Annotated in this window: 20 protein-coding genes; 16 read left to right on the plus strand and 4 right to left on the minus strand. The window is 58.3% G+C overall.

The annotated features are described in order from the left end of the window. The first annotated feature begins 2 nt into the window (after positions 1-2). Genes HNQ72_RS24275 through HNQ72_RS24320 form a run of 10 tightly spaced genes read left to right on the plus strand, consistent with a single transcriptional unit; the run spans position 3 to position 11325 of the window. On the plus strand, positions 3-2450 hold the full coding sequence (locus HNQ72_RS24275) for a VirB4 family type IV secretion/conjugal transfer ATPase (RefSeq protein WP_183996155.1): 2448 nt from the start codon (positions 3-5) through the stop codon (positions 2448-2450). Continuing rightward, positions 2447-3541 carry a lytic transglycosylase domain-containing protein gene (locus HNQ72_RS24280; protein ID WP_183996157.1) on the plus strand — a complete coding sequence of 365 codons (1095 nt, stop codon included), beginning with the start codon at positions 2447-2449 and terminating at the stop codon, positions 3539-3541. Before HNQ72_RS24275 ends, HNQ72_RS24280 begins: the two co-directional genes overlap by 4 nt. Positions 3542-3552: 11 nt before the next feature. Then, a complete protein-coding gene (locus HNQ72_RS24285; RefSeq protein WP_183996159.1) occupies positions 3553-4251 on the plus strand; it encodes a type IV secretion system protein in 699 nt (232 codons plus the stop codon). Beyond that, complete coding sequence (locus HNQ72_RS24290; RefSeq protein ID WP_183996161.1) at positions 4244-4471, plus strand: hypothetical protein; 228 nt, start codon at positions 4244-4246, stop codon at positions 4469-4471. The genes HNQ72_RS24285 and HNQ72_RS24290 overlap by 8 nt, the downstream gene beginning before the upstream one ends. Before the next feature lie 14 nt (positions 4472-4485). Beyond that, positions 4486-5514 (plus strand): TrbL/VirB6 family protein, encoded by a 1029-nt coding sequence (locus HNQ72_RS24295; protein ID WP_183996163.1) that lies wholly within the window; start codon positions 4486-4488, stop codon positions 5512-5514. Between the two features lie 35 nt (positions 5515-5549). Further along, the gene (locus HNQ72_RS24300; protein WP_183996165.1) at positions 5550-6245 is read left to right on the plus strand and encodes a VirB8 family type IV secretion system protein; all 696 of its coding nucleotides are present in this window, start codon (positions 5550-5552) and stop codon (positions 6243-6245) included. Next, complete coding sequence (locus tag HNQ72_RS24305; protein WP_183996167.1) at positions 6242-7051, plus strand: TrbG/VirB9 family P-type conjugative transfer protein; 810 nt, start codon at positions 6242-6244, stop codon at positions 7049-7051. The genes HNQ72_RS24300 and HNQ72_RS24305 overlap by 4 nt, the downstream gene beginning before the upstream one ends. Further along, a complete protein-coding gene (virB10, locus tag HNQ72_RS24310) occupies positions 7051-8268 on the plus strand; it encodes a type IV secretion system protein VirB10 (protein ID WP_183996169.1) in 1218 nt (405 codons plus the stop codon). Before HNQ72_RS24305 ends, virB10 begins: the two co-directional genes overlap by 1 nt. Further along, the gene (virB11, locus tag HNQ72_RS24315; RefSeq protein ID WP_183996171.1) at positions 8249-9277 is read left to right on the plus strand and encodes a P-type DNA transfer ATPase VirB11; all 1029 of its coding nucleotides are present in this window, start codon (positions 8249-8251) and stop codon (positions 9275-9277) included. The genes virB10 and virB11 overlap by 20 nt, the downstream gene beginning before the upstream one ends. Next, on the plus strand, positions 9274-11325 hold the full coding sequence (locus HNQ72_RS24320) for a type IV secretory system conjugative DNA transfer family protein (RefSeq protein ID WP_183996172.1): 2052 nt from the start codon (positions 9274-9276) through the stop codon (positions 11323-11325). The genes virB11 and HNQ72_RS24320 overlap by 4 nt, the downstream gene beginning before the upstream one ends. 30 nt (positions 11326-11355) lie before the next feature. Here the strand turns inward: HNQ72_RS24320 and HNQ72_RS24325 are convergent, their stop codons facing one another. From HNQ72_RS24325 to HNQ72_RS24335, 3 genes are read right to left on the minus strand one after another with little or no spacing between them, the layout of a single operon-like run. Further along, complete coding sequence (locus tag HNQ72_RS24325; RefSeq protein ID WP_183996174.1) at positions 11356-11559, minus strand: hypothetical protein; 204 nt, start codon at positions 11557-11559, stop codon at positions 11356-11358. Positions 11560-11561: 2 nt separating this feature from the next. Next, positions 11562-14006 (minus strand): conjugal transfer protein TraA, encoded by a 2445-nt coding sequence (locus tag HNQ72_RS24330; RefSeq protein WP_183996175.1) that lies wholly within the window; start codon positions 14004-14006, stop codon positions 11562-11564. Between the two features lie 3 nt (positions 14007-14009). Further along, a complete protein-coding gene (locus HNQ72_RS24335; RefSeq protein ID WP_183996502.1) occupies positions 14010-14411 on the minus strand; it encodes a plasmid mobilization protein in 402 nt (133 codons plus the stop codon). A gap of 657 nt (positions 14412-15068) precedes the next feature. On the opposite strand from HNQ72_RS24335, the gene HNQ72_RS24340 reads away from it, so the two are divergent. The 4 genes from HNQ72_RS24340 to HNQ72_RS24355 all read left to right on the plus strand — a co-directional run bounded on the left by HNQ72_RS24340 (position 15069) and on the right by HNQ72_RS24355 (position 18006). Next, complete coding sequence (locus HNQ72_RS24340; protein ID WP_183996177.1) at positions 15069-15770, plus strand: ParA family protein; 702 nt, start codon at positions 15069-15071, stop codon at positions 15768-15770. 3 nt (positions 15771-15773) lie between these two features. Beyond that, a complete protein-coding gene (locus tag HNQ72_RS24345) occupies positions 15774-16160 on the plus strand; it encodes a hypothetical protein (RefSeq protein WP_183996545.1) in 387 nt (128 codons plus the stop codon). A 270-nt stretch (positions 16161-16430) separates the two neighbouring features. Beyond that, the gene (locus tag HNQ72_RS24350; protein ID WP_183996179.1) at positions 16431-16919 is read left to right on the plus strand and encodes a helix-turn-helix domain-containing protein; all 489 of its coding nucleotides are present in this window, start codon (positions 16431-16433) and stop codon (positions 16917-16919) included. An 880-nt stretch (positions 16920-17799) separates the two neighbouring features. Next, positions 17800-18006 carry a hypothetical protein gene (locus HNQ72_RS24355; RefSeq protein WP_183996181.1) on the plus strand — a complete coding sequence of 69 codons (207 nt, stop codon included), beginning with the start codon at positions 17800-17802 and terminating at the stop codon, positions 18004-18006. Between the two features lie 90 nt (positions 18007-18096). Here HNQ72_RS24355 and HNQ72_RS24360 read toward each other — a convergent pair whose 3' ends face one another. Beyond that, on the minus strand, positions 18097-18243 hold the full coding sequence (locus HNQ72_RS24360; RefSeq protein WP_183996183.1) for a hypothetical protein: 147 nt from the start codon (positions 18241-18243) through the stop codon (positions 18097-18099). Between the two features lie 337 nt (positions 18244-18580). Between HNQ72_RS24360 and HNQ72_RS24365 the strand changes: the two genes are divergently transcribed. Beyond that, a complete protein-coding gene (locus HNQ72_RS24365; protein ID WP_183996185.1) occupies positions 18581-19081 on the plus strand; it encodes a sigma-70 family RNA polymerase sigma factor in 501 nt (166 codons plus the stop codon). A 162-nt stretch (positions 19082-19243) separates the two neighbouring features. Continuing rightward, positions 19244-19474 (plus strand): DUF6894 family protein, encoded by a 231-nt coding sequence (locus tag HNQ72_RS24370; protein WP_183996187.1) that lies wholly within the window; start codon positions 19244-19246, stop codon positions 19472-19474. Positions 19475-19483 lie beyond the last annotated feature (9 nt).

The following is a 19483-nucleotide window of genomic DNA, read 5'->3' on the forward strand; positions in this document are numbered from 1 at the left end:
TCATGTTGAATGTCGTCAAGGAAGAACTGGGGTTCGGAAAGCAGGCTGCGAATGAGCGGCCGATGGCGGTCCATATTCCTTATCTCCGCCACGTTGCCGATACCATCGTGGGGCTTGAAAACGGCTCTCTCGTCAGCGTCATCAAGCTGGACGGGCTATTTTTCCAGACTGAAGATCAAGCCGAACTCAACATGCGATCCGTGGTCCAGAACACGATGATCCGCGCGCTTGGCTCAAGCCGGTACTCGCTCTGGTCGACCGTCATCCGCAGAGAGGTCGATCCGATCATAGGCGGCGAGTTTGACGAGCCCTTCTGCGACATCCTCAATTCCCGGTATATGGAGCAACTGCGCCGCAAGCGCATGTTCACCAACGAGATCTACCTGACGATTGTGCGGTCGGGCATGCGTGGTGCCCTTGGCATCAGCGACAGCCTGAAACGTTTGCTTGAGCGCGCCAACAAGGATGGCAGGGCCCAGGCCGCCCGGGAAGATATCACCGAGCTCGAAGAGCTTGTCGGAAACGTGGTCCGCGATCTGCACAAATATGGCGCCCGCCCACTCGGCATCACCTATCGCGGTCAGAGCGATCTCGCCGCAACCGATGATGGCCTGCCGAAGGGCGAGCCATATTCAGAGCCTTGCGAATTCTTCAATGCCATCCTGACAGGCGGAATATCCCGCAAGATGCGCCTCCCGCGTATGGCGATCCGCAATTACATCGGCACCTCACGTCTCCATTTTTCGAAGCGCACAATGCAGGCTCGGGCAGCCGTAGACGAAGAGACGCGCTACGGCGCGCTTCTCTCCATCAAGGAATATCCGCCCTTTACTGGACCGGGCATGCTCGACGGGCTTTTGCAGGTGAACCACGAGTTCATCCTGACCCAGTCCTTCACCATCGCCGACAAGCCGATCGCTCAAGAGCGGATCAGCCGCCTGCAACGACAGATCCGCGCCTCGGACGAGGCCGGCAGTTCCGTCGAGCAGGATATCGATTTCGCGCTGAACAGCCTCATGAACCAGGAGGCTGTGTTCGGATTTCATCATCTGACGCTGCTGTGCCTATCGCGCGATCTCGACGGGAACAGCCGCACCGTTTCAGAGCTTGGAGCCTGCCTGACCGACATGAATATCAACTGGCTGCGGGAAGATCTCAATCTCGAGGCCGGTTTTTGGGCGCAGCTGCCGGGCAATCATTCCTACATATCGCGCAAAGCAATGCTGTCGAGCGCGAACTTTTCCGGCCTGTCGTCCATGCACAATTTTGCATCTGGACAGGCCGACCGCACTCATTGGGGCGTGCCGATCACGCTCCTGGAGACGACGTCACAGACCCCCTATTCGTTCAATTTTCATCGCCGGGACATCGGCCACTTCCTGGTCACAGGTCCAACCGGATCTGGCAAGACCGTCGCATTGACGTTCCTTCTTGCGCAGGCGCGCCGCGTCTCTCCAGCGCCGAAGGCCGTCTTCTTCGACAAGGATCGCGGCGCCGAGATCTTCGTTCGCGCCATTGGCGGCGCCTATGAAGTTCTGTCGCCAGGAACACCGACGGGCTTCAATCCGCTGCAACTCGACAACACCGGCCCAAACCGCGAGTTTCTGGTGCGGCTGCTCAAGGCCATGCTTGGCAGCGATCGTCGTGACTTCACTCAAGAGGACGAGGACATCCTTGAGAGGGCGATCGTTCGGCTGATGCAAGAGCCGGTCTCCGAGCGCAACCTACCGAACTTTGCGGGTCTGCTGGTCGGTCGCTCACGGGCCGATGCAAACGACCTGCACTCCCGGTTACGCCCCTGGATCGATGGCGAGAAGGCCTGGCTGTTCAATGCGCCTCACGACGTGCTGTCGTTTTCCGGCAGGTCCGTCTTCGGCTTCGACATGACCAACATCCTCGGGAATGATGAGCTTCGAACACCGGCCCTGATGTATCTCTACCACCGCCTCGACGAGTTGCTGGACGGCAATCCCGTGATGTTCTTCATGGACGAGGGCTGGCAGTTGCTGATGGACGAGACCTTCAGCGCTTTCATTGTCGATAAGATGAAGACCATCCGAAAGCTGAACGGGATTGTCGGTTTCGGCACCCAGTCGGCCGCCGACATTGCAAAGGCGAAGGCCTCCCATACCCTGATCGAGCAGTCCTCGACCAACATCCACTTTCCGAATCCCCGCGCGGATGAGGAAAGCTACATCAAGCGGTTCGGCCTGACCGTCAAGGAATTTGGCTTCATCAAGAACACACCGCCGGAAAAGCGGACCTTCCTTATCAAACACGGCAACGATTCCGTCATCGCCCGGCTCGACCTCTCCGCAATGCCGGATCTCGTCAAAGTGCTGTCGGGCCGCAAGGAGACGATCGAGGAATGTGCCGCCTTGCGTGCCGAGCATGGGGATGAGCCGGAAAACTGGCTGGCCAAGTTCTGCGGCTGGGAGCCGGCCCAATGAGGAGGACCCCGACTTTCTGGCTTGTTGCTGCCTCCTTGTCCCTTTGCCTTCGGGCTCCGGCATTTTCCCAAGTGCCGGTTAAAGACGACAATCTCACCAATTCGGACGACGAGCGTGACACGACGACCTCCGAGATCAAGAAGACGGACAGCGATCGGTTCACCGTCTCGAAAAGCGTCACCTGCTCGATGTATCGGCCAGGCCGCAGCGGCGACGCGGCCTCGGCGGCAGAAGCGAACCCGGAGATCGTCGGCCTCGTGAAGCGCGTGGCCCAGGAAGAAGGCGTCGACGAGCAACTGTTCATGGCGCTGGTCTACCAGGAGAGCCGGTTTAATCCCTGCGCGCGCTCACCAGTCGGGGCTATCGGCCTATCGCAGCTGATGCCGGGCACTGCCTCTGGTCTTGGCGTCGATCCGCATAACATTGAACAAAATCTCCGGGGTGGAGCGCGCTATCTCAAGCAGCAGCTTCGCCGCTTCAACGGCGACACCAATCTCGCGCTTGCCGCCTACAATTCCGGCCCCGGCAACGTGCAGAAGTATGGTGGCATCCCTCCTTTCAAGGAGACGCAAGGCTATGTCGCCAACATTACGCAGAAATGGTTGCCGGCCTTCGGCGGGTCCGATGTCGCCAGTATTCCGGTCAATTATGGCGGCGGGTCTTCCTCCTATACCGGTATGCGGGATGCCACGATCAACTCGATTGCCACCACACAAGCCGTCAGCGAAAGCAGCGGAAATGTCTCGTCGTGGCTCCAACAGCTCGGCCAGATGCAGAGCGGCACCATTCAGGACAGCTGGGATCACAATTCCGGCGCGCGCAACGCCAATCTCGAAATGATGAACCAGGTCATTCGCCTCGGCAACACGATGGCCGAACTGATGAACACGAGAAACTCCGTAAACCTCAGCGCATTGTCGGGATCCTCCCAATCGAGCGACGTCAAGACTGGCGATGGTAGCGATCAGCCCCGCCAGACCACAGGCCTGTGCGATCCCCGAGAGGGTCTTGAATGGAGCGAGGTTGAGAAAGCCTGCGTTCAGAAGCGCGATAGCACCGCTGATGCCGGCCTATTGCTAACCCCTCAATGAGGAATGCTCCCATGAGAAAGCTGCTTGCAACATGCGCGTTTCTAGGTCTGGCGCCGGGGGCCTACGCCCAGGTTCCGACGATCGACAAAGCCAACCTGAAGGTTGCCGAGGAGACATCCAAGACCACCGACGAGATCCTCGACACCAATAAGAACGTGCTGAAGACGGTAGAGGAAACCTTGAAGGCCGTCACCGGCGACCGCGGGAGCGATGCCAACCAGATGCAGAACCTCGCGGTCGGCAATGGTTTCAGCGTGTCCTCGATGCCTTCTTTCGACAGCCTGATGAGTGGCGGTGTCCCGAACTTTGGCAGCATGGGCGGCGACGTCGGCAAAATCGCGACAACCTTCATCAACGGCTTGCAACTGGTCAAAAACCTGTCCGGGAAGGCTGATAGCGCTTTCTCTGGCGACAAATCCTACGAGGACATGGTCAACACGGTCCTCGGCGTCGCAGCACTCGTGACCGGATCGCAGCAGGCAGTCCAAACCCGCAAAACCTCCTTCGAACAGGCCGGACAGAACATCGGCCAGGCCAAGGACATCAAGGGCTCTATCGATCAGAACACCCAGCTGCAGGTCCAGTCGGGTCTGACGATCAACGAGCTGATCGGTGTGATGAACGGGGCGGTCTCCTCCATGCAGACGGAAAACCAGCGCCGCCTGACCGACATTTCCAATACCCAGAAGGCCCTCGATTACGATGACTGATAGCCAATCACTCGCCGTGAAGGCCGTTATCGCAGTGGCGCTGGCCATCAGTCTTACCGGCTGTGGAACTGCGGCCAAGGAAAAGACCGCACCCTGCAAGCGGCCGGCCAATCTCACGGCCTATGGGCCGGATCCCCGGCGCGACTGCCCATCGATGACCAGCGTCAACGGAAATCCGCCGCAAGCGCTGGCGGCGATCAATGCGCTGACGGCTCAATGAAGGCGGTTCCGTAGATGGAAGACTTCCTCGGCAAGCTGCTCGATCGGATCGAAGAAACCGGCACGAACTTTTCGGAGCGGGCATACCAGATCGTCGGCGATCAGGTATCGCCTTTGCTCAAGATCATGTTGGTGGCGTTTGTCGCCTATTATGGCCTGCAGCTTGTCATGGGCACCGCTCGCTTGAGCATCGGCGAGATAATCGGGCGCGTCGTCCGCATGATGCTGATCGTCGCCTTGGTCAGCAACTGGAGCTATTTCGACACGCTCGTCTATGCCTGGCTGAACAACACGCCTGAGGACGTCGGCCGAGCGATCCTGACCGCAACCGGGACCGGGATCACCGAACCGACAAATGGTCTTTCGATGATCTGGAATACCGCCAACAAGGCTGCCTCGGCCTTCGCTGCCCAGTCGGGATACCTCACCATCCTGCCATCTATGGTCGGCTTTCTCATCATGTTTGCGGTCGGCGTCTTCATTGCCGTAGCACTTGCGATCCTGCTCCTTGCGAAAGTAATGATGTGGGTTCTGGTCGGAACGGCCCCGATCTTCATTTCATGCTTGCTGTTTCAGCCGACGCGGCAAATCGGCATGGCCTGGTTTCAGCAAGTCCTGATGTATGCGCTCATTCCGATGTTCGTTTACGTCGTGGCGGCCTTTCTCATTTCCGCGATGGATCCCGAGCTGACAAAGGTCGCCAACGCGGCAGATGCCAAGCTCCTCAAGCTGAGCGACGTCTCCGCCTTCATCCTGATCTGCGGCGCCGGCGCCTTCGTTCTCTTCAACATCCAGGTCCTCGCGCAGGGCATCACCGGCGGGGTTGCTGCCGGTATTGGCCATGCCGCCAAGTTGGTTGGCGGAGCTGCGGGTGTCGCACTTCCGGCATTAGCAGTTTCGGGCGGCCGTACTGTAGCTGGCAAGGCCGGCACTCTCGGCATGGCGCTTCGGACCCGCACCCACGAGGGCATGAACGAAAACATCCGCAATGCCAGTGCCGAGGCCATGCAGAACCGCATCAGCAACAACAGCACACCCCGATGATTTCACCGATCGTCGATATTTAAGGGCTAGTTTGAATGGCAGATACCAAGGACGCCGCGCTCCGCAGCTATTTCCAGGATGGGGATCGTTGGGAACAGGAGATCGTCAAGAAAGCGAAGCGGTCCCGGACGTTTGCATGGTTCGTCACCATGATATTCGGGGTTATCACCCTTTTGTCCCTCACGGCGCTTGTCATGCTCGTGCCCCTGAAGAGCTTCGAACCCTACATCGTCGAGGTCGACCGGAATACGGGCTATATCGAAGTGAAAACCGGCCTCACCCGCCCGGCAAAGCTGACGGATCAGCAGGCAGTCACCCAGGCCAACGTCGTCCGCTACATCCGTTCGCGCGAAGGATATGATCCCTTTGCAATTCAGGAGAACTTTGGCATTGCCGCTCTCCTGTCGACCGGGGACGCAGCGCGAGAGCTTCAGGAACTCTACAGTGCCGCAAATTCACAAAATCCGGCACGCGTGTTGGGCAAGAACAAGCGCGTCACCGTCGACGTGAAGTCGGTGACTTTCTCCAATGCCAGCACAGCGCTAGTCCGTTTCTCCACCACCGAGAAATCTGATACCGACGCCGTCACCCGGCATTTCATCTCTGTCGTGCGATATCGATACACCGAGACACCTGCCACGAACGACTGGCGGTTCGAGAACCCCTTGGGCTTCCAAGTCTATAATTATCGCCGCGATCAGGAAACCGTGGCGCCGGGGGATGCGGGATGATCAGGCGCCTTTCGATAGCGGTCACTGCGGTGGCGACATTGATGACTCACGCCCATGCCGCACAGGCCCCTCGCCCCGGCAGTCTCGATGCACGCGTCACAAGTGTGGTTTACCAGCCGAACAACGTCGTAAAAGTGTCTGCGACCTATGGCATTTCGACCATGGTTATCTTTGACGAGGACGAGAAATTCGAAACGATCTCGCTCGGCGACACAGACAGCTGGCAGGTCGCCCCCTCCGAAAAGGGCAATATCCTGTTCATCAAGCCGATCGCCAAAGGCGTGTCGACGAACATGAACATCGTCACGTCGAAACGAATTTACTTCCTCGAGCTCAACGATTTCGCACCGACCGACGGTAAGGAGGTTTTCGGAATCCGTTTCGTCTATCCGGAGAAGGACCTCAATGCTTCGCTTCGCAAGGAGGCCGAACAGCGAGCCGCCAATCCGAACATGGCCAGCATCGACAAGGCCAATGTGAACATCGACTACTCCTTTTCCGGCGATCCGGAACTGAAGCCGACGATGATTTTCGATGACGGGAAGAAGACGTTCTTTAAGTTTCGGAGCCGTGCGCCTGCGATTTTCGCGGTGCAGTCGGACTTCTCGGAGACGCTCCGGAATTTTCGGAAAGAAGGCGAGTACATTGTCGTCGATGGGACGGCCACGCAGTTCACGCTTCGAGATGGCGACCGCTGGACCTGCATCTTCAATCTTCGGAAGCCCGACTTCGGCGCCCCCGATCCCGATATCATGGCGCCCAAACCGGACCCCGACGCCACAAAGCGTAGAAGGAGCGGCAACTGATGAAGCGCGCACCTGAGCTCGACGCAATGCTGTCCGCTGACGAGACCGATGTCAGCAACAAGAATACCAGGCGCAACCAGACAGCCGGAATGGTGGCCCTGCTCGCAGGCGGTGCTTTCGCTGCCTACCTCGTGCTCACCACGTCCGGCCAGCGTCCGCACGACAATCCTCAAACTGATGAGGAGTTTCGGACAACGACGTTCCGTCCGCCGTCATTTTTGCGCGATGGACAACAAGAAACTCCGCCGCCCGCGCAACCGGTCATCAACCTGCCACCGCCACCTCCCCCTCCTCCGGTCGAACAGAAGGCCGACACGACGACCTTTGAAGTTCCACCGCCCCCGGAGGTCGTTCAGCCCCCGCCCGAGGCTGCAGCACCGGAGGAGGAATTTCCGAAGCGCTTCCGCTCAAAGTTGCTCACCATGGACAGCAATCGGAACTCTGCAGGTGCAGGTAGCCTTGATGGGAGCGGCACTTCCACTGCGACGGTCGCCAGCGAAGACCGCAACAGCCAATACCTCTCCGCTGCGAGCGGGCTCGGCGACCGAAGTGCTAAGGCCCGCAAGATTGAGCGTATCGACGCGATGATCCCGGAAGGAACGTTGATCGCCGGCATCCTGGAAACCGCAATCGTCAGCGACCTCCCCGGACAGATCCGCGCGATCACATCGCAGGACGTCTATTCGTTCGACGGTCGGCGCGTCCTGATCCCGACTGGCACGCGTCTCATCGGCGAATATCAGTCGGAGGTTACGCGCGGGCAGAAGCGTATCTTCGTTGTCTGGACTCGCCTCATCCGTGATGATGGCGTGACGATCCGCCTGAATTCGATTGGTGCCGACAGTCTCGGTCGCTCAGGGTTGACCGGGCATGTCGACAATAAGTTCCGCGAGCGGTTCGGCGCATCCATCCTCTTGTCGATCGTGGGAGGTGGTGCGAGCTACCTCAGTGGCTACGGCAGCGATTCTTCCGGCTCGTCGAACAGCTCCAATTCAGATCGCGCTTCGGAACTGGCTCGAGAGACGATAGCCCGGACCTTCAGCGACATGGCCAACACTGTGCTGTCGGAGAACCTTAAAATTCCCCCGACGATCAGTGTGCCCCAGGGGGAACGCATTTTCATCTTCGTCCGCCAGGACCTGGATTTCAGCGCCATGTATGACGACCCGGTCACCGAAGCGATGAAGGAGATCAAGCGTGAACGCAGCGGCAGGTAAAGTGGCGGCCGCGCCGCGAAACCCACACTATTTTCTCGATCGCGCTCTCGAACCGCTACGGGGTTTTCTGGAAGATCCTCGCGTGGTCGAGATCGCCGTCAACAAGCCGGGTCACGTCTATGTCGAGCGGTTCGGCGCCGACCACATGGAGCACCATAGGGTGAACGCGCTGACCGGCGAGGAGATTCAGAATATCGGCGAGCGAGTGGCGGCGGCAACCAGCCAGTTCATCAGCCGAGCCGAGCCGATCTTAAGCGCCGCCCTTCCCACCGGGGAGCGGATCCAGATTGTGCTCCCGCCAGCTTCCGCCGACGGCGGATCGATCTCGATCCGAAAGCAGGTCGTGAACAACTTCACATTAGAGGAATATCGCGACAACGGTTCCCTGGATAAGGTCTCCGTTGCTGTCGGAGGCCTGAGTGATATCGATCGCGAGCTCATTACCCATCTTCGCGCCGGTCGGATTTATGAGTTCATCCACACCGCAATCATCAAACGCGTGTCGATCCTTATCAGCGGCGGCACCTCGTCAGGCAAGACCACGTTCCTGAACGCTTGCCTCAAGAGCATCGATCGGCACGAGCGCATCCTCACCCTGGAAGATACACGCGAACTGTTTCCGACCCAAGAAAACACCGTGCATCTCATCGCCTCCAAAGGTGACCAAGGCACCGCCAATGTCACGATCCAGAAGCTCCTCGAGTCTGCTCTGCGCATGCGGCCCGACCGACTGTTCGTTGGTGAAATCCGTGGCAGCGAGGCCTTCTCGTTTCTTCGGGCCATCAACACGGGTCACCCAGGCAGCATGTCGACCGTTCACGCCGACACCCCGATGGGCGCCTACGAACAGCTGGCCATGATGATGCAGCAGTCCGGGCTCTCAGCTGGCTTTTCCAAGCAGGATCTCATGTCGTATATCCAGATGGTCATTCCGATCGTCATCCAGCTACGGCGTGACGGCGGGACGCGCGGAGTTTCCGAAATCTATTTCGCGCGAGACGAGGCATGACCAAAGGGCTTGCCGCCTTCTACCTTATCTTTTGCCTGACGATTGCCTTTGCTGTCTGGATGCTCTGCTACGGCCTCGGCCTGCAGCTATTCTTCAAAGACGGCCGGATCCTGAAGACGACCATCACGAGCAATCCTTTCGCACCGGTCCAGCAGTTTTGGGCCTACAGCTCAAGCCCCGCCTTGCAGAAGGTCGCACTTGGTTCGATTGTTCCCTCAATACTGATCGCGGGTGTCGTAGCCTATATCGGGCTGAAGCCTGCCAGCAATCCTCTGGGTGACGCCTCTTTTCAAGACACGGCTACCCTCCGGCGAGGGAAGTGGTTTCGAGAACAGGGCCACATCTTCGGCCGCGTCGGCGGGAATGTCCTGCGGGCGAGCGATGATCGTCACCATCTCATCATCGGCCCGACCCGATCCGGCAAGGGAGCCGGCTATGTCATTCCCAACGCATTGATGCATTCAGGTTCGATGATTGTCACCGATCTCAAGGGTGAGGTATTCCGGGCGACCGCAGGTTTTCGGAAGCACAGCGGCAGTCAGGTCTTCCTGTTCGCGCCTGGCTCCGAAAAGACCAATCGATATAATCCCTTGGATTTTGTTCGCGCCGAACGCGGCAACCGCACGACCGACATCCAGAACATCGCGGGCATTCTGGTACCGGAGACGGCGGGCTCCGACAACTCGGTCTGGCAGGCGACCGCTCAGCAGGTGATGGCCGGCGCCATCAGTTACATCCTCGAAAGTCCCTTTTACAAGGATCGCCGCAATCTTGGCGAGATCAATTCCTTCTTCAACAGCGGGGCCGACCTCCAGGCACTGATGAAGCTGATCAAGGAGCGAGAGCCTTACCTTTCAAAGTTCACGCTCGACAGCTTCAATTCCTATCTGGCTCTATCCGAGCGAGCGGCCGCCTCTGCCTTGCTCGATATTCAAAAAGCCATGCGGCCTTTCAAGAATGAGCGAATTGTTGCGGCGACCAATGTGACAGACATGGACCTTCGCGCCATGAAACGGCGACCGATAACCGTCTATCTGGCCCCGAACATCACTGACATCACGCTGCTGCGCCCGCTCCTTACCCTGTTCGTGCAGCAGGTCATGGACATCCTGACCCTCGAACATGATCCCAATGCCCTCCCCGTCTTCTTCCTCCTCGATGAATTTCGGCAGCTGAAGCGGATGGACGAAATAATGACGAAGCTGCCCTATGTTGCCGGCTACAAGATCAAGCTCGCGTTCATCATCCAGGATCTAAAAAATCTCGACGAGATCTATGGTGAGACCTCGCGCCATTCGCTTCTCGGCAATTGTGGCTACCAGCTGGTGCTCGGGGCCAACGACCAGGCAACCGCCGAATATGCCTCACGCGCCCTTGGCAAACGGACAATCCGCTATCAGTCCGAGTCCCGGACCATAGAACTGCTTGGCCTGCCTCGCCGCACGAAGGTGGAGCAGATCCGCGAGCGGGATCTCATGATGCCTCAGGAAGTCCGGCAGATGCCCGAGAGCAAGATGATCCTCCTCGTCGAAGGGCAGCGTCCGATCTTTGCCGACAAGTTGCGGTTTTTCAACACGCAGCCGTTCAAGCAGGCGGAGGCATATGCGCAGGCTCACATCCCGTCAGTCCCCGAGATCGAGTACCTGCTATCGGCAGCCGTCCCGGCAACCACGCCAGAATATGAGCGAGCTTGCCGGATCGCTGAAAAAGAAGCGCACGAGCCTGGTCCGAAACAACCCAAGATACAATCTGCTGTGGAGGCACCAACAGCACCTGTCGCCAAGCCCAATTCAGAGGCCGGTGCCAGGCGCGTTGTGAATAGTGTCGCAATCGCACGGGTTGGTGCAGCAGTGCCGTTCAGAGCCACGAAAGATCGGGAACGGCTAAAGGAACTTGAGGGTGACCATTCCGCGGCAGCCGACCGACTGAAGGAAATCGTCGAGAAAACCGCAACCGGCAAATCGCCGGCCAAACGGAAGAACGTCATGGACGTGTTTCTGGCAACCGTTCCAGACTCGGAACCGGCTTCAACACCGAAAGACGCTTAATTGGACTCGGATGGCGGAAATAGCGCGTGGTCAGAATGGCCAGAAGCTTGTCAGGTAGTCCGCGGCATGGACCATCCAAGCCCCAGCAGCGTGATACCATCCAATGACTGTCGTATAGGCATAGGAAATTGCCGCCAAACCAGCGATCAGCGCCATTCCAGCCGCTATGAGCTTGCCCGCGGCTGCGTCGGCCTTCGAATTATCAGTCTGGATAACGAACTTGTTTTCAAACATGGTCACCGCTCCCGATCGTCCCGGTCGCGCTCCTTCTGCTCTTGCTGCTCACGCTCCAGCTCCTCCAACCGAGGAATATGCTGCTGAGCCGGATCGCTTCTCGTGGTATCGCCATTCCGCCCTGCAGTATCTCTTTCTCGGTTCGAACGATCAAGATGTCGATTGGTAGCATCGGCGGCGGCTGCCAGATCATGAGCCTCGCGTTCGCTAAGATCGTCCGCGCTTAGCTCGTCTGAGGCCTCTGCGGGGTTGCGCTGCTGCTCACCGACGGTATCGACGTCTGCCGAATTCGTCTGGTTGCTATCGTTAGTCTGGCTCTGCGGCTCTGCAGCCGCCTCACTTCGGTCGATGGCTGCTCGAAGGTCACGATCCTCCTCCGCCACTTCGCGCAGATAGCTATTGCCTTGCGCTACGAGCTTCGCAGCTTCTTCCAACGCGTGGGTTAGCCCGGCGCGATAAGCGTCCTCACTATCATTCGAGAAAGTCCCTGCTTCGACCTGATCAAGGGCCTCGCGATAATGCTCGATCGTTAGCATCGCCTCATTACCTGCATCGACGACCGCCTCGCCATGCCGCTCGACAGCGGCAGCCCACCGGTCGTTGGCACCATCGCGAGCCTGATCGCCTTGCCCTGATGCCGGACGATCGCTCGCCTCACGGTCGCTATCTCTTTCGTGGATTTCCAGAAGCTCGCGTCGAATATCCACGATGTCGCGGGCCGCACCCGAAACCTCTTCAAAGCTCGCACGCTCGCCAGCTTCGGCGCTCCGCTCAAGTTTGAACAGAGCGGACTCTACCGACTTTTCATAGGCCTCGAATTCTGAACGGGACTGTTGACGCAAATCTTGACCCTCCAAAAGCATGTTCTGGAGCGACATCATATTGGTTCGGAAACTAGATGTAAAATCGGGACGCGCCATTTCGGCATTTTCTGCCGATAAAGGCCTGGAAATGCCTTTTGATAGCGCGGCGTATCGGGATTCGGCAAAAGCCGTAATGTTTCCGTCTCCACCGACGGAAGCAATCTTCTGCCAAGTTTCCTGCACCATTTTGGTGTAGATAACGCTACGTTCACTGGATGCCACTGTCCGTCGCTCCCGACGTTTGGCGCCATATCGCGCCTGGGCGGGCAAGCTCGTGCCGACATGCTCGGTGCGACCGTCGAGGTTTACTGCCCGGACCTGGTTGCGAGTAAACGCCGGTGCGCTCGCGAATTCGCGTCTATCGGTCATCTCCATCTCGATGCCGTGTTCACGCGCCTTCTCCGCCATGACAGCCCGCCAGTGCCGAAACACCGCAGGTGTCGTTTCGATCCGATCACCAGCCTCCGATCGCATGGTGATGATCGCATGCGCATGCACGTGCGGCCGCTTTCCACCATCCGTCGCCTCTTTTGGGTCATGCTCTGCATCGTGCATGGCAAAGACATACCGGTGGCTTGCAAACTGCTGGGCGAGGAAATCCCGGACTGCGCCCTCAAATGCGGTTGCATCCGTGCCAGCCCTAGCCGACATGATCACATGCATCAGATCGCGGCCTTTTCGGCTATGCATCTCGCGGCGCCACTCCTTTTGCACCAGATCGCCGGCATCAGTGCCATTGGCAATAAGGCGCCCCTTCTCATCCTTCACCTCGGAGCCAACCTCCACGAGATCACGCAGCCGACTAACGCCATATTCGACGCCGTTCCCGTGTCCGGTAAATGTGAACATCGCCGACTTCGCGACACCGGCATCGCTTGCATCGTAACGGGCTTGCACGATCTCCGATGCCTTGGCATCCGCTGTCATACGCTCGCCCTTTCCGCTCCTAAGAACCACCACGCCCGACACCTTAGCCGAGCCATCCGGCCGCGAAGCGACCGCATAGGCGTATCGACGATCGCCAAACCCGCTCTGCAACACGTCATTGATATGGCCGTGCATATCGGCACCCGACGGCATTGCGGCAAATTCCACGGCAAAACTGCCGATATCTCGGCTCTCGGTTCGGTTTTGGAAGAGGTGATCCCAGTCATCCCGCACGCGAGCAAGCTCGTCGCGGCCACGCAGCGTCTCGCCGTTTTCGGTTTCGACTTTCAACTCGCCGCTTCGCGCCACATAGTTCAGCATCGCGCCCAGCCGAGCGCCGCCCCCGTATGAGGCCATCTTCACGACCGCCGGCTGGCTACCCTTGGCGATGCCCGTCAATCGAGCTTCCATCGAGCGACCAGCACCGCCCGAGAACATCCCGGCTGATGGCGGACCCTTTAAGCCGCGACCGAAATCCATCCAGATGGACCGGCCTTGGCCGCCGCCGCCGCCTCCGGAGCCGCCAAGCTGCTCAGCCCGGTTCAGGCGTTTCTCCAGATCATCGAACGCGGACCCTCGGCCGTTCGCCATATCCTGCAGCAAAGCTGCTCGTCGCTGCTCCCACTCACTGGTGAATGCCCCGAAAAAGAGCTCCATTCCTCAACCTTCCCCACGCCGTTGATGGCCAGCTCGCCGAGCGAGCGAACTTAGTTCGCTCATTACCGCTGCCTGAACGCGCTGAACATTGGCAAGGTTTATGTCGAGTTCGCTCGGATGAACGCCCTTTCCACTGTTCAGGGTACGGGCGACCTGGTTCAGGTTTATGCCGATCATTCGCATGTCTTCGAGCAACGCAGCCATGATCAGGCGATCCTCGCGGGTCAATACCGGCCGCACGCCAGCCCCCTCCAACAAGAGTGAGCGGAAGAAGCCAGAGACGCTCATTCCAGCGGCAGCAGCTGCTGTCTCGATTGCATCATGCTCGGCTTCGGTGACCCTAACGTGGACCGTTTTGCCTTTTCTGCCGGGCGCCTTTGGCGTCGCTGATGCTTTTTCATCCATTGGCCAAAAGGCCCTTTCGGAGCGTTGCGACGAAGATCGAGGACGCGTTCCTCGATCGCAGATAAAAATGTAGCACATTTTTACGTATCCTGCCATCCTTAACGTCTAGAAACTAACCTCACTTCAACCCAATGCGTCGAAAAACTTAAAGTTGAAAACGCTCACCAAGTTTCTCATCCAAGGCCGCTCGCGACTGCCCTTTCAGCCCTTCGTCCTCGCTCCCTAGAGACGCTCTCCTCTTCACCCTTGCGGTCTCCGGGCGACCGGCAAATTCGCCCGCACGCGGCTCCGCGGTTCACCGTCAAGCCCGACAGCGTGGGTCGAAGACACACCAAAAGTCCGTGTGCTCCCACGAGGTGAAATTCAGCCGTCATTGTTTCACACGACGAAAACCACCGCCCGAGACGATGGCAATCTCACACCATCTTCGCATATCTGCGATCGATGACTTCAATTCGTGTGATCGATCTTTCACACGCGCTAATCACACGACACGTTCCTACGATGTGATCGATTGGTCAGGGCGTTTGAAAAAGAGTGCAATCACGATGCCCCAAGTGCCGCCGGCACTTGCCGTTCAACCAGTGTTTGATTGCGCGAGTCCCGGCGGTTAGAACTGTCAGCGATATTTTTGAGGATTGAACACGGGATTATTCGATGACGATTTGCATTTCCGCCGTTAGCGGCAAAGGTGGTGCGGGAAAGACGACTGCAGTCATCCTGCTTGCTGGTGAACTCGCGCTCCAAGACAAGCGGGTCCTGCTGATAGACGCAGATGGCCGTCAGAATTTGCGAGAATGGTGGAAGCGCTCGTCTGACAAAGATAACCAGCCGGTCGGCATCGATCTCGTCACGGCCGCGCGGCAGCAGTCAATTCAGCAAATCCTCGAAAATGACGCTGAGAAATACGACGTCGTCATTATGGACTCCCCGGGACAAGACACCGTTCTCCGCGACACGATTATCGCAGGGTCCGACGTCGTGCTGACACCGATTCAGCCAAACCAGGACGAAATCCTTGCAGCTGGCCAGGCAGCGCAGGATATCGCGGACACGGCAGATAGGACCGGTCGGGCAATCCCTCATGTGAACTTTGTCACTCGGATCACGGTTCCGGCGCGCGCACTGGAGGCCTATCGGCTGATCCGGCCGTTCATCGCGAACTTGCAGGAAGGAGGATACGACTCTCACCTGCTGGAGACCGAGCTCTACGAGCGCAACTGCTACAGGGAGGTCCGCAATGGTTACGGAACAGTCCAGATGCTGGAGGTGACCGAGCCAGTCCGCAAAGCTCGGGTCGAGATCTTGAATCTGACCCAGGAGATCGGAAAATTTCTACCTCAATCTGCAAGGAGCTAAACCATGGCGAAAGGCCAGACGACGATCTCGGATTTCGCGGTCGCCCCACGTCGGGCACGCATCGATCCCGTTACGGAAACGCTGACACCCGAGAGGGAGACTCCTCCGCCAGACGAAGCCGAGCAGACAAGCGGCCCCAGCTTGATCGCGCCAGATTCTGAGACGCGCAAACGGCGCGCGACCGCGAGAGCGCTCGAACAGGAAGAGTCACGCGTCCGGCTGAGTGATCTCAAACGAGCCAAGGCGCGTGAGAGCAAGCACTATGTGAACTGCCCGCTCGATTACGATACGAAGAAGCGGCTCGAGCGCGCCGCCTCTGAAAATGACTTGAAAATGACGGTGATCATCAAGGCAGCGATTGATCAGTACCTTCGCGACAACGGTTATTGAGCTTGCGTCAGGGAGGATCAAGGTAACGGATCCTACGGAATCACACCCAGCGCGGCACAACTCCGCGCACCACGGCCTCGATCAACGTTACTCTCTTTGCTTGCATCCGAGGCGACTATACCTATTCATCGCAACCGGAGGGGCCATTGTCAGCCACGACCCCAAATAGGTTATAAAAGGCAAAAGAATCGCACGAAACGAATGATGCCAAAGTGAACCGATTTGGTGCATAGTATCCACCTAAGGGTGGGATAGGGAAAAAGACTGAAAATGCCGAAGTTGAAGGACCTTGATAAGTTCAAGAATGCCAAAGGCCTTGTAGAGACGACGGATTCCCAGTCTGAAAAGCCGCTATATCGCCGATCTGGTTTCGAAGGGATCGTCAGCTTCGAGACAATGGATGAGAGGATTTCATCCTATCTCACCAACGCCCGCGAACACGCTGGTATTTCGCGGGCCGATTTCGCGGCCATGATTGGGCTTGCGACTGCCGTCTACGGCCGTTACGAGCGCGCCGAATCTCGCATGACCGTCACGCGAATGATTCATCTATGCGAGTTGCTGGACATTCTCCCGATCGACATCATCAGCGTTGTGGCACCGCACCTTTACGGCCGAACACCGGAAGAGGCGAAAGACTACGTCGAACTGACGCACATCATCAGAAATCTGCCACACGACACCGTGCGCGATCTCATGGGTTTGTTAAAGCGGATGACCCCAGACACGACGGCCAGCGATCAAGCTTCCAACGGCTAAGAACCTCGTCAGCCCCCGGTGCGCCCATGCAAAAGGGGATCGCTTGGGCCTTGGCAGTCTCGGAGGAAAACCCGAGACTTGAGATTCAGCCTATAGGGCCGAAGCTCACCTGCTCATACCGAGCTTGTGGCCTTTGCACGGCACTTTAGGTGGCGTAGAAGAGCCGCAGCTCGACCGCAAATAACGGACATCCGTGAAGGCAGTCGTCCCGCTTCGGTTTACCACAAGACTTCGGCCGGCACTTCGGCGCAATTTGAATAAGCGCGTTCTGGCCTTCGTCTGCTGCGCCCACCCCTAAGGGTGGGCTACGGCCCTACGGGCTGGAAACCAAACCGGGCCAAAACCCGGTTCTTGTAGCCGCCCTTAAAACGGGGCGGCCCTGCGCTGATGATTGCGTCGAATGCAGCTTCTTCCGCGGCGTTCTGCTGCTCAGCTGCCGCTGACAGCGGGGACAAGTCCCCAATCGTCACAATCTCCTTAACGTTTTTTTGTTGAACTGTCAGGATGACGAAGCCTCCGAGACCCAGACCACTCCTTCGCGATACCGAGGCCCCGATCCGTTCGCGGCCGCGCGGTCATGCTGATCTGTGCGATGAACACAAGAAACTTAGCGCGCTTATGCACAATAACGCCTTGATATGATCCGTTTGGGGCTGGCACCGCCGGCAACACGAGGCCAGCCGCCTGAAGTCTCTGTCTAACGATACACATTTTCAGACCCTACGAGTGCGAAATGCTCATTTGAACGTCGCCTCCGATGAGGCACCCTATGGGCTTCCCTCCCGAGAACCCGAGCCGAGTAGTTCCGAAGACTTCGAGCTAGCGCATCGTCAAAGCCTCGCTGTTCGCTTTGTCAGATCCGGATGTCAAAGACCGCAATGTGCTTGAAGCCATCTATGGCCTTGCCATTACTTATAGGCTCTCGTCGCTCGGCGTCGAGGCGGACGCCCACGAGGTCGATGACGAGGATGATTCAGCGCCCTCCATATCTCAGGCGCTCAAAAAGAGGCTGGAGACAACTGCCTCGACAATCTCGTCTACAAATGCGGATAGGGCTCTGGCTGAGATGCCCAAAGGCGTTCACTGACAAGATTGCTGGAGCACTACTGCGGTCAGCCCTCATCTCGCGTGTCCATTGCAATGTGCCGGGCGGTTAATCCCCGCCGCTGCATCTTCTTCAACAGGCACTGAGCGCCCAGGCGATCTTGCCGACAACCACTGGTTCGAGGCCGGCCGCGACGAAGCATCGATGCCCTCCACCTACCACACCGGTCGTTTCGTCCTCCGGCTGACGGCTGACGTCATCCTCCGCATTTGTCGGCATCGTGTTAACATATGTGGTGGAGCGCCCTCGCCACGAGCATAGCTTGGACATGGCCGTGTGCTCGGCCAGGAGGAGCATATGCAGACTCACGCGCCCCTATGTCTTGTCGCCAAATGATCTCTCCAACGTGGCTCTCGCTCATCGCGGGGGCGATGGCGAGCCCAGCTGCGCCGATCTCGACCCCCGACGATGTCGCCAGGACTGCGCTCCGCTTTTACCAGATGGGACTCGACGACAGGAAAGTGGCCGACGCGAACAGGTCCCCCGCCCTCTCGCGGGTTGTACCAAGCTGAACCCCACTTTTAGCCAACGCCATCCATGCTCGAGAGGGGATGTCATGAGAAGCATCGGAACAGACGACGCCATCCAGGCAGAGATGGTCCAGACCATCCCCGCGCTGCGCAACTTCGCGACGAGATTCGTTCGTGATCGCAGCGAAGTTGATGACCTCGTCCAGGAAACGCTCACGCGCGGTCTTGCCAATATCGACAAATTCCAGCCGGGGACCCGGTTGCGATCATGGATGTTCACGATCATGCGAAACACGTTCTGTACCGGATATCATCGGGGACGTCGTGAGGTTGCCGGGTTGGACGACTGCGTCTCGTTGCAGGCCTCCGTGCCGCCCGCGCAGGAATGGGGCGTGCGGATGCAGGAGTTCTCGGAGGCTGTAGCTCGGCTTTCTCCCGAGCACCGCAAAGCTTTCAATATGGTCTTGATGGACGGCTTGTCCTACGAGACCGCCGCAAGCTGCTGCGGGTGCCCCGTGGGCACGATTAAAAGCCGCGTCAGCCGCATACGTCTTGCACTCGCCCAGCAAACGGGAGGCGTCTGGTAGAAGGACAGCAGCTCTTCCAATTGATGCACGGCGGTGCCGGTTAACTTATGTGCTGGCGTGGAGGAGTGTTGTCATGTCTAAGCGAGCGATCGACGGCATCCTTTAAGGCCAGCCGTTGACCGAGAGACGGTGCGCTCCCGCCAGGATCAGGAGCAACGCCACATGGCGCAGTATTTCTTTCATGTCATGAATGGCAAAGCCATCATTGACGACGTCGGTATAGAGCTACACGATATGGACCAGGTCCGCACTGAAGCAATCCGGGCCTCAGGTCAGATGGTTAGCAACGGGGAACACGCCTGGAAAGGTCAGGCCTGGCAGATGATCGTGACTGACTCGGTCGGTACGATTGTCTTCGGCGTCAATTTTTCGGTCGACCGTCACGGGCTTTGAACCGCTGGT

The organism is Aliirhizobium wenxiniae, from assembly GCF_014201355.1.
GTDB classification, from domain to species: domain Bacteria; phylum Pseudomonadota; class Alphaproteobacteria; order Rhizobiales; family Rhizobiaceae; genus Neorhizobium; species Neorhizobium wenxiniae.

Bases quoted from the DNA above. Each gene is read 5' to 3' on its own strand.
- HNQ72_RS24275 (WP_183996155.1), top strand. From the start codon at position 3: ATGTTGAATGTCGTCAAGGAAGAACTGGGGTTCGGAAAGCAGGCTGCG.
- HNQ72_RS24280 (WP_183996157.1), top strand. From the start codon at position 2,447: ATGAGGAGGACCCCGACTTTCTGGCTTGTTGCTGCCTCCTTGTCCCTT.
- HNQ72_RS24285 (WP_183996159.1), top strand. From the start codon at position 3,553: ATGAGAAAGCTGCTTGCAACATGCGCGTTTCTAGGTCTGGCGCCGGGG.
- HNQ72_RS24290 (WP_183996161.1), top strand. From the start codon at position 4,244: ATGACTGATAGCCAATCACTCGCCGTGAAGGCCGTTATCGCAGTGGCG.
- HNQ72_RS24295 (WP_183996163.1), top strand. From the start codon at position 4,486: ATGGAAGACTTCCTCGGCAAGCTGCTCGATCGGATCGAAGAAACCGGC.
- HNQ72_RS24300 (WP_183996165.1), top strand. From the start codon at position 5,550: ATGGCAGATACCAAGGACGCCGCGCTCCGCAGCTATTTCCAGGATGGG.
- HNQ72_RS24305 (WP_183996167.1), top strand. From the start codon at position 6,242: ATGATCAGGCGCCTTTCGATAGCGGTCACTGCGGTGGCGACATTGATG.
- virB10 (WP_183996169.1), top strand. From the start codon at position 7,051: ATGAAGCGCGCACCTGAGCTCGACGCAATGCTGTCCGCTGACGAGACC.
- HNQ72_RS24320 (WP_183996172.1), top strand. From the start codon at position 9,274: ATGACCAAAGGGCTTGCCGCCTTCTACCTTATCTTTTGCCTGACGATT.
- HNQ72_RS24325 (WP_183996174.1), bottom strand. From the start codon at position 11,559: ATGTTTGAAAACAAGTTCGTTATCCAGACTGATAATTCGAAGGCCGAC.
- HNQ72_RS24330 (WP_183996175.1), bottom strand. From the start codon at position 14,006: ATGGAGCTCTTTTTCGGGGCATTCACCAGTGAGTGGGAGCAGCGACGA.
- HNQ72_RS24335 (WP_183996502.1), bottom strand. From the start codon at position 14,411: ATGGATGAAAAAGCATCAGCGACGCCAAAGGCGCCCGGCAGAAAAGGC.
- HNQ72_RS24340 (WP_183996177.1), top strand. From the start codon at position 15,069: ATGACGATTTGCATTTCCGCCGTTAGCGGCAAAGGTGGTGCGGGAAAG.
- HNQ72_RS24345 (WP_183996545.1), top strand. From the start codon at position 15,774: ATGGCGAAAGGCCAGACGACGATCTCGGATTTCGCGGTCGCCCCACGT.
- HNQ72_RS24350 (WP_183996179.1), top strand. From the start codon at position 16,431: ATGCCGAAGTTGAAGGACCTTGATAAGTTCAAGAATGCCAAAGGCCTT.
- HNQ72_RS24360 (WP_183996183.1), bottom strand. From the start codon at position 18,243: ATGCCGACAAATGCGGAGGATGACGTCAGCCGTCAGCCGGAGGACGAA.
- HNQ72_RS24365 (WP_183996185.1), top strand. From the start codon at position 18,581: ATGAGAAGCATCGGAACAGACGACGCCATCCAGGCAGAGATGGTCCAG.
- HNQ72_RS24370 (WP_183996187.1), top strand. From the start codon at position 19,244: ATGGCGCAGTATTTCTTTCATGTCATGAATGGCAAAGCCATCATTGAC.